Here is a 13,478-nt window from a genome sequence, read left to right as displayed (position 1 = left end):
GGGTAATTCAGGCGGGTTCGTAACGCAACATGGTGACGTCGTGCTCGGGGTAGTCGAAGAAGACCGGGCGCACCCGCATGCCGACCCGCAGGTCCCCCGGATCGGCGTTGACCATCTCGGTGGAAAACCTTGGGCCCTCGTCCCATTCGACGATGGCCAGCAGCTGCGGGACCGCGTCGGCGAAGTGCGGGCCGACGGGCCTGCGCGCCACCGTGAACGAATACAGCGTGCCCATCCCCGAGATTTCGCGCCACTCGAGGTCGTTGGCCAACGTGTGCGGGGCGCGCACCCGCGGGTAGAACACATATTCACCCGATGACGGCGAGAACTGGATGACGATGCGGTGCTGCGCCAACGCGTCCCAAAACGGCGCGCTGGTGGGCGTTTTGACGGGCATCGGGCGTTCGAAGGCGGACATGTCAGTCAGTCTCCCTCGAGGATGAGCGTCGTCTGTTCGGACAGGATGCCGCCGTTGCCCGACACGAAAGCGCGGTTACAGTCGGCGACCTGCGCCGCGCCGGCCCGGCCCATGATCTGGCGGGTGGCGTCGCAGACGTGGTGCATCCCGCCGGCCAGACCCGCCTGGCCGAAGCCGAGTTGACCGCCGGCGGTGTTGAGCGGGAAGTCGCCGCGGAAGGTCAGGTCGTGGCCGGCGACGAAGTCCATTCCCTTGCCCTTCTCGCAGAACCCGGCGTCCTCCAGCGACAGCAACACCGTGATCGTGTAGCAGTCATAGATGGACACCATGTCCATCTGCGCGCGCGTCAGGTTCGTCATGGCGAAGGCGGTTTCCGCGGCCGCGGCAATCGGGGTGTGCAGGAGGTCCTGCGCATAGGTCGGCGTCTTGAACGGGACGTGCTCGCCAAACCCCTTGATCCACACCGGGCGTCGCCGCGACCGCTTCGCGACGTCGGCGTTGGCCACCACGACCGCCGCCCCGCCGACGCACGGCATGACGATTTCGAGCATGTGCAGCGGGTCGGCGATCACCGGGCTGGCCAGTACGTCCTCGACCGTCAGCGGCTTGTCCTTCCAGATCGCGCCCTCGGTGTGATTCGCGTTGACCCGCTGGTCGACGACGATCTTGGCCATGGCGCGTTCGTCGTACCCGTGGACCGCCGCATAGCGCGTCGCGACCTGGCCGTAGGGGCCGTTTTGTCCGAGGTTGCCGTAGGGGATCTCGAATTCGGCTTGCGGAGAGCCGTATTGGTTGCTGGACGATCCGAAGAACATGGCGTCCACCAGGCGCCTGGGCTTCTTCGGCGAGGTCGGAGTGATGTAGCGGGCCGGCAGGGCGCACAGAACCGCGTCGCAGATGCCGAGCTCGGGGGCGGCGGCCCCCCGCCACACCATGCCCGCGGCGCTGGCTCCCCCGAGATCGACCAGCTCGGCGAATCGGGCACCGACTCCGAGGTATTCGGCCACCGTGGAGGGCACGAAGATCTCCGTCTCGGCGACGTGCGACGTGGCGATGCCATTGACGACCTCGGCGGGCAGGCCCGCGTCGTCGAGCGCGGCCGCGGCGAGCTCTGCCCACTGTTCGATGACGAACGGCGCGGGCGAGGCCTTGTTGAGCCGCTCCGGCGGCAGCTCGACGTAGCCGACGATCGCCGCTTCTCCGCGTAATCCCATGTGGCGTCCTACTTTCGGGGCAGGCCCAGGATCAGCTGCGCGATGATGTTCAGCTGAATCTCCTTCGTCCCTCCGCCGATGAGCTCGGCGGGCAGGTGCAGGTAGGACTCGACGACCGGGGGATCGGTCTCGGCGACCATCGCCAGCCGGCCCACCAACCCCAGCGTGGCCTCGAACGTCCGGCGCAGCAGCACGTTCATCGCGACCTTGGCGATGCTCGACGCCGGACCGGACGCCTGCCCGTCGAGCAACCGGATGGTCTCCCGCACGCCGAGGGCCCTGATCGCGTTGGTGTAGGCGTCGAGCTCGCCCAGGGCGCGCAGCGCGTCGTCGCGGTCGGGTCCCGGCTCCGAGGCGAGCCGGCGCAGGGCGGCCGCCCGGTCGAACTTGACGTAACCGCTGATCGCCGAGCGCTCCTCGGCCATCGTGCTGATCGCGAGGTTCCAGCCGTCGGTCGGCTCGCCGAGCAGCATGTCGTCGGGGACGAAGACGTCGTTGAGGAAGACCTCGTTGAAATGGGCCTCGCCAGTCGCCATCTTGATCGGCTGGATCTCGATCCCGGTGCTGCGCATGTCGACGATGAAGTAACCGATGCCCCGGTGCTTGGGCGCGTCCGGGTCCGTGCGGGCCAGCAGCGCCCCATAGTCGGCCCGGTGCGCCGCGGACGTCCAGATCTTGTGCCCGTTGATGTTCCAGCCGCCGTCGACCTTGGTCGCCCGCGTCGTGAGCGCGGCCAGATCCGAGCCGGCGCCCGGCTCGCTGAACAGCTGGCACCACGCGATCTCCCCGCGTTGCGTCGGCGGGATCAGGCTGTGCTGCAGGTCTTCCGGCGCGGCGCGCAGCAGCGACGGCAGGATCCATTCCGCAATGCCCAGGGAAGGCCGGACCAGGGCGGGCCGCTTGTCGAATTCCTCGTCGATGATCAATTGCTGCAACGGGCCTGCGCCCAGCCCCCACGGCGACGGCCAATGCGGCGCGACCAGGCCCGCCTCGGCCAGCGCCGTGCGCTGCGGCCCCGTGGCGAACTCCTCATAGTCGCCCTGCCGGCCCGGCCCGTCGTTGCGCAGCTGCAGAGCAGAATCCAGGGCGGCGGCCACGCGCGAGCGGAACTCGGATTCGACGTCACCCAGATTCACGGCCATGTCGCGCTGCCGGGTGCAGGTCAGCTGCCCGAGCCAGCGGGCCCATCGGGTGGCCGGGCCGATCGACGCGGCCAGGCTGACCGCCCGCCGCCAGTACAGGTGCAGGTCGTGTTCCCAGGTGAACCCGATGGCGCCGAACATGGTGAGCGCATCCAGAACCAGGTCGGGCACCGGTGAGATGGCGGTCAGCGCCGCACCCGCCGCGGCGATGCGATGCTGGTCGAGCGGTTCGTCGACGGCGCGGGCCGCGTCCCAGGCTGCGGCGGTGGCCAATTCGCTGCTGACCAACAGCATCGCGGCGTTGTGCTGCAGCGCCTGGAAGGTGCCGATCACCTTGCCGAACTGCTCGCGGATGCGCAGGTGCTCGGTCACCGCGTCGACGCACCACTGCGCGATGCCCGCCGTCGTGCTCGCGACGAGGGCCACCGCCACGCATCGCGCGCGGTCGGCATCGATGCCGGTCAGCACGTCCGGGCCCGTCGCGCGGTGATCGGTGAGTCGCAGGGTTCCGGCGTCGGTCACCAGGTCGGTGCCGGCCACGGATTCGACCGTGGCGCTTGGCTTTCCGGTGTCCACCGCCACCCAAACGGCGCCGCCGTCGGCGGTTTCCGCCGCGATCAGGACGGTCCGCGCCGAACACCCGCCCGCCGTGACGTCGGAAGCGCCGGTGATCAGCCAGTCCCCGCCGTCGGCGCGGGCCCGGAACTCGCCGCCGTCGGCAAGGACGAGGGCGGCGGGCGCGCCGGACGCGAGATCACGCACGAGGGATTCGGCCGCGGGGGTGGCGTCGGCCAGCAGGGCGACGGCGCCGGTGGCCACCGTCGGCAGCAGCGGGCCCGCCAGCAATGTCTTGCCCGCGGACTCCAGCAGGCACGCCGCGTCGATCAGCCGGCCGCCCTGCCCACCGAGGCGCTCGGGCAGATGGACCGCGTGGAAACCGTTGGCAACCAGCGCATCCCACCAGTCCGGCAGCCGTCCCTGCATCAACGCGTCATGCTGGTCGCGCGTGGCGGAGATCGGGGCGTGCCGGCCGGCGAACTGTACGAAGGCGTCGCCGAGGTCTCGCTGCTCGGGGCTCAGACCCAGCGTCATGACGGGTTCACGACCCCGCGGCCTGGCGGGCCGAGATCGCTGGCGTTGGCCGCACGGACTGCTATCCTCCCTATACAAGACGGACCGTCTCGTCTTGTCGGAGGTTACGGGGCGGGCTGACAGATGTAAAGCGGACGCGGTGCCGCCGGCACGGTGCGCTGGGACCCCCGGGCCCGCAGGATAAGGATCGCCAGATGCCGACCGATCTCACCCGGAGCGAACCGCCGGCGGCCTCGCCGAGGCGCCGCAGCGAGAAGTCCCGCACGGCGATCGTCACCGCCACCCGCGAATTGCTGCTCGAGCGCGGATTCGACGGTTTGACCATCGAAGCCGTCGCCGCCCGGGCCGGCGTCGGCAAGCAAACGATCTACCGCTGGTGGCCCAGCCGGCCCGCTCTGGTGGCCGACGTGATGCTCGAAGACGCCGACAAGATCCTGGGGTCGGTGAACCATACCGACGATCTGGCCGCCGACCTTGTCCGCTGGGTGGGCAAGCTCGTCGCCAGCCTCACGACGGGCCGCGGCTCGGCCATGCTGCGCATCCTGACGGTCGCCTGCATGGAGCACGAGGACACCGCCGTCCGACTGCGCGCCGGGTTCAGCGCGCCGCTGCACGACAGCGTGCGCGCGCGCCTGCTCACCGAGGGTATCGACGAGGCGACCGCGGACTCGGCGGCGGACGCGATCGTCGGAGGCGTGGTGTATCCCATCCTTTCGGGGGCTCAGCACTATTCGCGGCGGCGAGCCGAGCTGACGACGCGCATCATCGTCGACGCGCTGACCCCGCGTCACCGCCGGTGACCCGCCGCTACTTCGTATTGCTCTTGGAAAGTTGCTGCGGACAATAGTATTTCGCCGACAGCACGGCGAACTGCGATGCGCTGTCCATGGTGAATCCGGGGTTGCGGACCTCCAGGTCGCGGATTACCCCCAGACCCGGTTCGCCGTCTGCCAAGCAGGTGCACACCGCCCGGGCCGCCGCGATGGCGCGGTCCGGGCTCGAAAAGCTGACGCCGTCGTGCCGCAAGGCAGCGAGAAACCCGTCGTTGGGGCCGCCGGCGTCCCCGTACGCGGGCGCGGCCAGCCCGATCGCGGCGCAAACGCCTATCAGCGCAACGAATAACCTCATCTCCTCCACCCCCGTTCGCGGCCGGCGCCGAAAGAACGTTTGCCGGCGTCGGGTCGATTGCAGTTTCCGATACCCGCGTGCCGGGCACGCGAAGCGCGGTGCCAGCAAAAAGACAGGAAATCCGCAGCGATCGCGCACACCGACCTGCGCCGCGGGCGCGCCGGTCGTCCGCGCAATGGCGGCGGTCCCCACCGCCGCGGCGCCTCGGCCTTTCCGTGCACAGCCATTCAGTGAGTAAGATCCGCAAAGCGGCGCACGTCTGCAACGAATCGTCGACCTGCCGTCGCCGGCGATGGCGATGGCGATGGCGATGGCGATGAAAGTGCTTGCGCGGCAGGTTCGGAGGAGCGATCGGTGGACGAAGACTGCTTGAAGCTCAGTACCTATCTGGCGGAGCGACGACGCACGGACGACGGCTTCGTCTCCGACGTACTGCTGGGCCTGTACGGCCAGAACGACATCGCCGTCAGCGCCGTGCTGCGGGGCATCGGCGGCTTCGGGACGGGACGACACCTGCGGACCGACGAGTCGCTGAGCCTGTCGGAAGACCCACCGGTGGCGATCATCGCCGTGGATAGCCGAACGAAGATCGAAGCGCTGCTCGACCCGGTGCTCGCCATCAAGCAGCGCGGCCTGATGACCCTGGAGCGAGCGCGGTTGTTACGCGGGGAGATCGGGCCGCTCGAGCTCGCCGGGGAATTGCACGAGGCCGTCAAGCTCACGATCTACCTCGGGCGCCGCGACCGCGTCAACGGCGTGCCCGCCCATGTCGCGCTCTGCGAGCTGATGTACCGGCGCGGACTCGCCGGCGCGTCGGTGTTCCTCGGGGTGGACGGCACGCTCGACGGCAAGCGCCAACGCGCCGAGTTCTTCGGCCGCAACAGCAACGTGCCGATGATGATCATCGCCGTGGGGTCGGGCGACCGCATCGGCCGGGCCCTGCCCGAACTCGCCGGCCTCCTGCGCCGGCCGATCATGACGCTCGAACGCGTCCGCGTGTGCAAGCGCGACGGCGAACTGCTCGAGCGCCCGCACGCCCTTCCGGGGTTCGATGAGCACGGCCTGCCGCTCTGGCAGAAGCTGATGGTCTACACCTCCGAATCCGCGCGCCAAGGGGGCATGCCGATCCACCGGGCGCTGATCCAGCGGCTGCGGCGGCGCGAGGCGCCCGACGGTGCGACGGTCCTGCGTGGCGTGTGGGGCTTCCACGGCGATCACCGGCCGCACGGTGACACGCTGTGGTCGCTGGGCCGGCGTGTGCCGGTGGTCACCGTCATCATCGACACCCCGGCCTACATCGCCGAATGCTTCGACGTGGTCGACGAACTGACGCGCTCTGAGGGCTTGGTGACCAGCGAGATGGTGCCCGCACTGGTGTCGGACGAAGGCCGTAGCGGCCCAGGCGGACCGCGCATGGCGAACCACCGCTATTGACGGCGGGCCGCAGAAGCGCTCAGCCGGCGACCGAGGCGTCGTAGATCGACTGGATCGCCCTGTCCAGGGTGGCGTTGAACTGCTCGTCGGACTGGTCGATGGAGAGTCCCTCCGTCAGCGCGCGGCTGAAGCTGGCGATCACCCCGGTGTTCTTGGCCAGCAACTCGTTCGCCTCGTCGCGGGAGTAGCCGCCGGACAGGGCCAGCACCCGCATCACCTTGGGGTGGTTCACCAGGGAGCGGTAGTGGTTGGGTTCGGAGGGCAGGGTCAATTTGAGCATCACCCGCTGCCCGTCGGGCACGGCCTCGAGGTGGTTGGCGATTTCGTCGAGCAACATCTTCTCCGCCTGCGCCTTGTCGGCGATGGAGATCGTCACCTCCGGCTCGATGATGGGCACCAGGCCGTGCGAGAGCACCTGGCGGGCCACCTCGAACTGCTGGGCGACCACCGCGGCGATGCCGTCGGCGTTGGCGCCGCCGATCACCGAGCGTTCCTTGGTGCCGAACACGCCCTTGCTGACCGCTCTCTCCAACAGCGCGTCGAGTCCCGGCATCGGCTTCATCAGCTGAGCATCGTCGGACGCGTCGGCGAGGCCCTTGTCGATCTTGAGGATGGGCACGACGCCTTTGGTCTCCCACAGGTAGGTGGTCGACGGACGCCCCTCGATCTCGCGGTCCATGGTCTGCTCGAACAGGATCGCGGCCAGCACACGGTCGCCGCTGAACGCCGGGGAGGTGATGATCCGCGAGCGCATCTGGTGGATGAGGTCGAACATCTCCTCCTCGGAGGAGTACGCGTCGTCCTGGATGCCGTACAGCCGCAGCGCCTTCGGCGTCGACCCGCCGCTCTGGTCGAGTGCCGCGACGAATCCCTTGCCCGAGGCCATCCGGTCCGCTTGTTGTTGGTTCGGCATGAGAAGCTCCACTTCCTCGTGGTGGTCGTGCCGATCATATGCCGGGCCTGGGCGGCGGCCCTGTGGCGCTACCGGTTTGGCGGGCCACAACGCCATGCGGTCGAGGATGCGGTCGCGCAGCACCAGCGTGTGGAACGACACCGCACAGACATGGTGTGATCGGCAGGCGCGCGGCCGACGGGGCGGCCCGGCCGCTCATGGGCTGGGCCAGGAGCAGCCCGTAGAGCAGGGACTCCGACCAACTCGCGACGCGGCGTTCGGCGGCGCTCATCGTGGGCGGGAGCGGCGGTGGCCGGTGGATCGCCAGCAGCGGGTAGTAGGCCAGCGAGGCGATCATCGTCACGCCGATGAACAACCCCGCGATCACCATCGGCGCCATCAGCCGGTGCAGGATGCGCGACGGCACAGCGAAACAAATTGCGGCGGCGGCGGTTTCGGCGGCCATCGGGACACCTCGCCGACCGTGACCGCGCCGGCCGACTTCGGCTCCCCGGCGCGGCGGTGAACGAGCCACTGCTGGGCGCCCGGCCCGGCGAACGGCTTGCCGGAGGCCTGCCCCGGCGCGCGTCGACAGCGGTTGTTTTCGCGTGGCCTACAATCGACAGGACGCGCGGCTTGCGCAACCACGTTGCGGAATCGGGGAGCGTCTTACCGCCTCGAGCGGGTTTGGCGGGGTTGAACCAACAGCCCCAGGTCAGCGGTAGCTGTCTGAGAGCTAGCGGTGTCCCGCAGGGACGAATGTGAGATAAGCATGATCGAACAATCCGGCGAATCTGTCGGCCCCACCCCCTTCCAGGTGGGAAAACACCAGGTGGATGAGGCGGTCGTCCTCTCCGTGGCGGGGGGGGGGGGCATGCTCAGTGCCCCTCAGCTGTCCGAAGCAATCCAGACCGCCACGGCCGCCAGGCCCGCCACACTGATCGTCGACCTTTCGAAGGTCGATTTCCTCGCCTCGGCCGGCATGACCGTCCTGGTGACCGCGCAAGCGGAAGTGGTGGCGCCGACCCGGTTCGCGGTCGTCGCGCACGGGGCCGCCACCAGCAGGCCGATCAAACTCATGGGAATCGACACCGTCCTCCCCCTGTACAGCACCCTCGACGACGCGCTGAGCGATCTCGCCGGTCGTTGAGCTCGACGGGTGTGGGTGCGCTAGCTGGATCCAACGCGATGTTCTGAACCTCAGCCGCAAGAGATGCCGAACATCGACGACCAATTCCGCTTCGCCCGCTCGCGGGTGCCCGCCGACCCGGGCAGCGCGGCCCGCACCCGAGCCGAGTTCTCCGGCTGGTTGGCCACGCACTTCTCTCTCGGTCCGGAGCGCTTCAACGACGTGCTGCTGGCGGTGAACGAGGCCATCGCCAACGCCGCCGAGTTCGCCTACGCCGATTCTCCGCAACGCGGCACGCTGGACGTCGACGCCAGCTACGACGCCCAATCCGACACGCTGGCCGTGACCGTCGATGACCACGGCCGCTGGCGATACCAGGTCGCGCGCGCGCCCGGCGCGCGGCAGGAGCTGCGGGGGCGCGGCATCCCGCTCATGCAGGCGCTCGCCGACACGCTGATCATCGACCGCACCCCACGGGGGACACGCGTCACGCTGAGCTGGACCGACGTGACCGGTCGCCGCTCCGCCGGCTGAGGGAGCGCCGCGCCGGGGCGCCGGGCGGCGCGGCCGTCGGCTACGTTGTCGGGCGGATATGAGAAGCCCACTGCACGCCGCCGTGCCGATGGCGCGCCTGACCGCTCATCTGAGTCAGGGGTTCGGCCGCGTGGCGATCGACGCGCTGGTGGGACGCCGGGCCGGATTGCCGCGGGCGGTCGGCGAGCTCGACGCCGCGGTCCTGTCCGGCGTCATGGGGGCCACCGTTGGCTCCGCCACCGTCATCGGCAGCGACGCCGGGACGTCGTCGCGGGGCCGTCTCGCGCTGGTCGGGGACGACGTGCCCGGGTCGGTCTTCGTCAAGCTGACCGCGGCCACCGCAGGCACCCGCCTGATGGGCGAACTGGGTCGCCTTGGACACACCGAGGTCCGCTTCTACACCGAGCTGGCCCCGCAAGTGGCCGGTGCGCTCAGCGGCGTTCCCCGGGCCTACGGCGCGGCGTTCGACGCGTGGACCGGCCGCTACCTGCTGGTGCTCGAAGACCTGCCCGCCGGATCGTGCGAGTTCCCCGACACTTTGCACCCGCTCTCCGTCGATCAGGCGAGCCAGGTCGTGGAATTGCTGGCCGGCCTGCACGCCACCTTCTGGGACGGGTTGCCGCCCCACGGGCGGGGGCCGCTCGGCTGGCTCTACACCCCGTCGGGTGACGCCACGTCGCTGCTCACCGGTTCGCTGATGAAGGCGTCGATCAAGCGACTCGCCCCCCGCGCGGACTTCCCGGTCGACGCGGGCCGCTTCATCGCCGACAACTACCGCGCGGTGGCCGCGCTCATCGACACCCCGCCGCACACCGTGATGCACGGCGACGCCCACCCCGGCAACGTGTACTTCCGCCACGGCAAGGCCGGGCTGCTCGACTGGCAGGCGGTGCGCCGCGGGCACCCGTCGCGGGAACTGGCCTACACCCTGGTCACCAGCCTTACCCCGGAGGACCGCCGGGCCGCGCAACGCGACCTGCTCGACGACTACCGGCGGGCGCTGGCCGCCGCCGGCGGCCCCGATCTGGACCGTGACGAGCTCTGGCTGCGCTACCGCCAGGGCGCGCTCTACGCCTACGTCGCCGCCCTGATCACCGCGGGACTCGGTGGCATGCAGTCCGACGACATCGCGATGGAGGGCCTCCGGCGCGGCGTGGCCGCGCTCGACGACCTCCAGACCGTCGCCGCGCTCACGGGCGCTCTGTAGCCGCTGCATCTACCGCCGGACCCACCGCACGAGTTACGCTACCTTGCGTAGCGAAATGCGTCGTTTCGTGCCCGCGCCCGGCACCAAGGAGTGGCCTCATGTTCGACCTGAAAATCACCGGTGGCACCGTCGTCGACGGCACGGGCTCACCCCGCTATCGCGCGGACATCGGCATCAAGGACGGCAAGATCGTCGACGTGGTTCGCCTTCCGGACCGACACGGCGCCGACGACCCCGCCATGGGCGGCCTGGAAACGGCGGACGCGGCCGAAACCATCGATGCCACAGGGCGATTGGTGGCACCCGGCTTCGTTGACATCCACACGCACTACGACGGCCAGGTCAGCTGGGACAGCCTGCTCGAGCCGTCGAGCGGTCACGGAGTCACCACGGTCGTCACCGGAAACTGTGGCGTCGGCTTCGCCCCGGTCCGGCCCGGCACCGAGGACTGGCTCATCGCGTTGATGGAGGGCGTCGAGGACATCCCGGGCACCGCGCTGACCGAGGGCATCACCTGGGGCTGGGAGAGCTACCCCGAATACCTCGACGCGATCGGCAAGCAGAAGTTCGCGATCGACGTGGGCAGCCAGGTCGCCCACGGCGCGGTGCGCGCGTACGCGATGGGCGAGCGCGGTGCGCGCAACGAACCCGCGACTCCCGAGGACATCGCGGCGATGGGCCGCCTGGTCACCGAGGCGATCGAGGCCGGGGCGCTCGGATTTTCGACGTCCCGCACGATGGGCCACCGCGCGATGGACGGTGAACCCGTGCCCGGAACCTTCGCCGCCGAGGAAGAGCTGTTCGGCCTCGGCCGCGCCATGGCGGCAGGCGGGCAGGCGGTGTTCGAGCTCGCCCCGCAGGGCGCGGCGGGCGAGGACATCGTCGCCCCCAAGAAGGAACTGGAGTGGATGCGCCGGCTGGGCCGCGAGATCGACCGGCCGGTGTCGTTCGCGCTGATCCAGGTCGACGCCGACCCCAACCTGTGGCGCGAGATGCTGGACCTGTCCGCCGACGCTCATGCGGCCGGCAGCCGGCTCTACCCCCAGATCGCGGCGCGGCCGTTCGGGATGATGATCGGGTTCCAGGGGCATCACGGCTTCAGCCACCGGCCCACCTATCGTCGGCTGGCGGCCGAGTGCAGCCGGGAGGAGCTCGCGCAGCGCCTCGCCGACCCCGCCGTGAAGGCCGCGATCCTGTCCGAGGACGACCTGCCCGCCGACCCGACATTGCTGTTCGACGGGATGTTCGCCCTGGTGCAGTACTCCCTGCACCGGCTTTACGCGCTCGGTGATCCGCCCGACTACGAGCCCACCCCGGACCGCACCGTGGCCGCGATCGCCAAGGCGCGCGGCGAGGACCCGCTGTCCACCCTGTATGACCTGATGCTGGAGTCGAACGCGACCGCGATGCTGATGCTGCCGCTGTTCAACTACGCCGAGGGCAATTGCGACGCGATCCGCGAGATGCTGATGCACCCCGCCGGGGTGATGGGCCTGTCCGACGGCGGGGCCCACTGCGGCATGATCTGCGACGCCTCCTACCCCACGTTCCTGCTGACCCATTGGGCACGGGACCGGCGCCGCGGCGAGAAGCTCTCACTGGAATACGTGATCCGCAAGCAGTCCCGCGACACCGCCCACCTGTTCGGCCTCACCGACCGCGGCACGATCGAGCCGGGCAAGAAGGCCGACATCAACGTCATCGACATGGACGCCCTCACGCTGCACCCCGCCGCGATGGCCTGGGACCTGCCCGCGGGCGGCAACCGGATCCTGCAGCGGGCGAGCGGCTATTCGGCGACGATCGTCAGCGGCACGGTGACCCGCCGCAACGACGTCGACACCGGGGCCCGCCCCGGACGCCTGGTGCGGGGAGCGCGCTAGACGCGAGGCGCCCGAACGCCGATGGAAACCGTGACCGGCAACGGGGCCCGCACGCGCGACGAGGACGCGATCGGCGCCCCGCCGAAGACGCCGACCCTGGTGCCGGCCGAGCGCTACTACTCGCCGGAGTTCGCCGCGCTCGAGATGCAGCGGATGTGGCCCAGGGTGTGGCAGCTCGCCTGCATGGTCGACCACGTCGCCGAACCCGGCGACTACTTCGAGTACCGCTGCGGTCCGTACGGGGTGTTGATCGTCCGGGGCGACGACGGCGTGCTGCGGGCCTTCCAGAACGCGTGCCGCCACCGCGGCAACTCCCTGTGCGTGGGATCGGGTAGTGGCCTGCGCGAGCTGAAATGCGGCTACCACGGCTGGACCTGGGACCTGGCCGGCGCGCTCAAGCGGGTGCCCGGCCGCAAGGGCTTCGGCGCGATCCGACTGTCCGACTTCCCGCTGCTGGCGGCGCGGGTCGACACCTGGGCGGGGCTGGTCTTCGTCAACCTGGATCCGGCGGCGATGCCGTTGACCGAATACCTGGAAGCGGTGCCCGACGACATCGCCTGGTGCAACCTGAGCGATTTCCACTGCTACGCCACGCTCACGGTCGACGTCGACGCGAACTGGAAAACGATCGCCGACGGCTACAGCGAGACCTACCACGTCCAGACCCTGCACCCCGAACTGCTGCGCTGCGTCGACGACGTTCACGCGCCGCAGCGGATCTGGGGTCACACGGGAAAGTCGGACCAGCCCTACGGCGTGCCGAGCCCACGCTTCGACGGCACGCTGACCGACGAAGAGGTGTGGGACGCCTACGTCTACACCCAGGGCGCCCTGATGGGCGCGGCCGAGGGCACCCCGTTCCCCGCCGACGAGCGCCGGCCGGGGCAGACGGTTGCGGACCTGGTCGCCGCGCGCACCCGGGCATTCGCGGCCGGCCGCGGAGTGAACCTGGACTGGGCCGACACCGACCGGATCACCCGGTTGCACCAGTACAACGTCTTCCCCAACATGACGCTGCTGGCCACCGCCGACCACCTGACGGTCATGTGCTCCCGGCCGGGTCGCGACCCCGACCATGGCGAGATGGTCATCTTCCTGATGACGCGGATGCCGCCGGGGGCGCCGCGAACGAAGCCTAACGACGTCCGCGCCGGCGCGGCGGACGCCGAGCCGGGACTGGTGCTCACCCAGGACATCCGGATCCTGGCGGGGCTGCAGCGCGGCCTGCACCAGCCCGGCCTCACCCACCTGGTGCTCTCCAATGAGGAGCGGCGCGTGATCAACACCCATCGCAACCTCGAGCGCTATCTCGAAGTGCCCGAATCCGAGCGGATGACCGGGGGCGAAACTCCGCCGACGTAATTGCCCCCGGGCACTCCCGAAATCGGTCCGAGTCGAATTAGAC

The 13,478-nt window shown here is 69.8% G+C and carries 12 protein-coding genes and 1 pseudogene; 7 read left to right on the top strand and 6 right to left on the bottom strand.

The window, feature by feature from the left end; genetic code table 11:
* Positions 1-7: 7 nt before the first annotated feature.
* From BN971_RS20700 to BN971_RS20690, 3 genes are read right to left on the bottom strand one after another with little or no spacing between them, the layout of a single operon-like run.
* On the bottom strand, positions 8-418 hold the full coding sequence (locus BN971_RS20700; RefSeq protein ID WP_085179689.1) for a Zn-ribbon domain-containing OB-fold protein: 411 nt from the start codon (positions 416-418) through the stop codon (positions 8-10).
* 5 nt (positions 419-423) lie between these two features.
* On the bottom strand, positions 424-1,632 hold the full coding sequence (locus BN971_RS20695; RefSeq protein WP_090350526.1) for a thiolase family protein: 1,209 nt from the start codon (positions 1,630-1,632) through the stop codon (positions 424-426).
* Between the two features lie 8 nt (positions 1,633-1,640).
* Entirely contained in the window at positions 1,641-3,866 is a 2,226-nt protein-coding gene (locus BN971_RS20690; RefSeq protein ID WP_090350524.1) for an acyl-CoA dehydrogenase family protein, read from the bottom strand.
* A gap of 194 nt (positions 3,867-4,060) precedes the next feature.
* Between BN971_RS20690 and BN971_RS20685 the strand changes: the two genes are divergently transcribed.
* On the top strand, positions 4,061-4,666 hold the full coding sequence (locus BN971_RS20685) for a TetR/AcrR family transcriptional regulator (protein WP_085179692.1): 606 nt from the start codon (positions 4,061-4,063) through the stop codon (positions 4,664-4,666).
* Positions 4,667-4,673: 7 nt separating this feature from the next.
* On the opposite strand, the gene BN971_RS20680 is transcribed toward BN971_RS20685, so the two are convergent.
* A complete protein-coding gene (locus BN971_RS20680; RefSeq protein ID WP_085179853.1) occupies positions 4,674-4,994 on the bottom strand; it encodes a DUF732 domain-containing protein in 321 nt (106 codons plus the stop codon).
* A gap of 354 nt (positions 4,995-5,348) precedes the next feature.
* Between BN971_RS20680 and BN971_RS20675 the strand changes: the two genes are divergently transcribed.
* Positions 5,349-6,428: a DUF190 domain-containing protein gene (locus BN971_RS20675; protein ID WP_085179693.1), complete on the top strand. Its 1,080-nt coding sequence runs from the start codon at positions 5,349-5,351 to the stop codon at positions 6,426-6,428.
* Positions 6,429-6,447: 19 nt separating this feature from the next.
* Here the strand turns inward: BN971_RS20675 and BN971_RS20670 are convergent, their stop codons facing one another.
* Positions 6,448-7,341 (bottom strand): fructose bisphosphate aldolase, encoded by an 894-nt coding sequence (locus tag BN971_RS20670; protein ID WP_085179854.1) that lies wholly within the window; start codon positions 7,339-7,341, stop codon positions 6,448-6,450.
* A 66-nt stretch (positions 7,342-7,407) separates the two neighbouring features.
* Positions 7,408-7,759 (bottom strand): annotated as a pseudogene (locus BN971_RS20665) (cytochrome b); the annotation flags it as partial.
* A gap of 333 nt (positions 7,760-8,092) precedes the next feature.
* Between BN971_RS20665 and BN971_RS20660 the strand changes: the two are divergent.
* From BN971_RS20660 to BN971_RS20640, 5 genes are all read left to right on the top strand, one after another.
* Positions 8,093-8,470 carry an STAS domain-containing protein gene (locus BN971_RS20660; protein WP_090350523.1) on the top strand — a complete coding sequence of 126 codons (378 nt, stop codon included), beginning with the start codon at positions 8,093-8,095 and terminating at the stop codon, positions 8,468-8,470.
* Positions 8,471-8,533: 63 nt separating this feature from the next.
* Complete coding sequence (locus BN971_RS20655; protein WP_085179695.1) at positions 8,534-8,983, top strand: ATP-binding protein; 450 nt, start codon at positions 8,534-8,536, stop codon at positions 8,981-8,983.
* A gap of 58 nt (positions 8,984-9,041) precedes the next feature.
* Complete coding sequence (locus BN971_RS20650) at positions 9,042-10,190, top strand: phosphotransferase (RefSeq protein WP_085179696.1); 1,149 nt, start codon at positions 9,042-9,044, stop codon at positions 10,188-10,190.
* 98 nt (positions 10,191-10,288) lie between these two features.
* Positions 10,289-12,073, top strand: coding sequence for an N-acyl-D-amino-acid deacylase family protein (locus BN971_RS20645; protein ID WP_085179697.1), 1,785 nt, complete (start codon positions 10,289-10,291; stop codon positions 12,071-12,073).
* A gap of 21 nt (positions 12,074-12,094) precedes the next feature.
* The gene (locus BN971_RS20640; RefSeq protein WP_085179698.1) at positions 12,095-13,435 is read left to right on the top strand and encodes an aromatic ring-hydroxylating oxygenase subunit alpha; all 1,341 of its coding nucleotides are present in this window, start codon (positions 12,095-12,097) and stop codon (positions 13,433-13,435) included.
* Positions 13,436-13,478 lie beyond the last annotated feature (43 nt).

The organism is Mycobacterium bohemicum DSM 44277, from assembly GCF_001053185.1.
Taxonomy (GTDB): domain Bacteria; phylum Actinomycetota; class Actinomycetes; order Mycobacteriales; family Mycobacteriaceae; genus Mycobacterium; species Mycobacterium bohemicum.
The sequence above is the reverse complement of the archived record's forward strand: the minus strand, read 5'-3'. Positions and strand labels throughout refer to the sequence as shown.

What these genes read in the sequence shown, in the direction of transcription:
- BN971_RS20660 (WP_090350523.1), top strand. Translation starts at nt 8,093, where the DNA reads ATGATCGAACAATCCGGCGAATCTGTCGGCCCCACCCCCTTCCAGGTG.
- BN971_RS20700 (WP_085179689.1), bottom strand. Translation starts at nt 418, where the DNA reads ATGTCCGCCTTCGAACGCCCGATGCCCGTCAAAACGCCCACCAGCGCG.
- BN971_RS20670 (WP_085179854.1), bottom strand. Translation starts at nt 7,341, where the DNA reads ATGCCGAACCAACAACAAGCGGACCGGATGGCCTCGGGCAAGGGATTC.
- BN971_RS20640 (WP_085179698.1), top strand. Translation starts at nt 12,095, where the DNA reads ATGGAAACCGTGACCGGCAACGGGGCCCGCACGCGCGACGAGGACGCG.
- BN971_RS20680 (WP_085179853.1), bottom strand. Translation starts at nt 4,994, where the DNA reads ATGAGGTTATTCGTTGCGCTGATAGGCGTTTGCGCCGCGATCGGGCTG.
- BN971_RS20690 (WP_090350524.1), bottom strand. Translation starts at nt 3,866, where the DNA reads ATGACGCTGGGTCTGAGCCCCGAGCAGCGAGACCTCGGCGACGCCTTC.
- BN971_RS20650 (WP_085179696.1), top strand. Translation starts at nt 9,042, where the DNA reads ATGAGAAGCCCACTGCACGCCGCCGTGCCGATGGCGCGCCTGACCGCT.
- BN971_RS20685 (WP_085179692.1), top strand. Translation starts at nt 4,061, where the DNA reads ATGCCGACCGATCTCACCCGGAGCGAACCGCCGGCGGCCTCGCCGAGG.
- BN971_RS20655 (WP_085179695.1), top strand. Translation starts at nt 8,534, where the DNA reads ATGCCGAACATCGACGACCAATTCCGCTTCGCCCGCTCGCGGGTGCCC.
- BN971_RS20645 (WP_085179697.1), top strand. Translation starts at nt 10,289, where the DNA reads ATGTTCGACCTGAAAATCACCGGTGGCACCGTCGTCGACGGCACGGGC.
- BN971_RS20695 (WP_090350526.1), bottom strand. Translation starts at nt 1,632, where the DNA reads ATGGGATTACGCGGAGAAGCGGCGATCGTCGGCTACGTCGAGCTGCCG.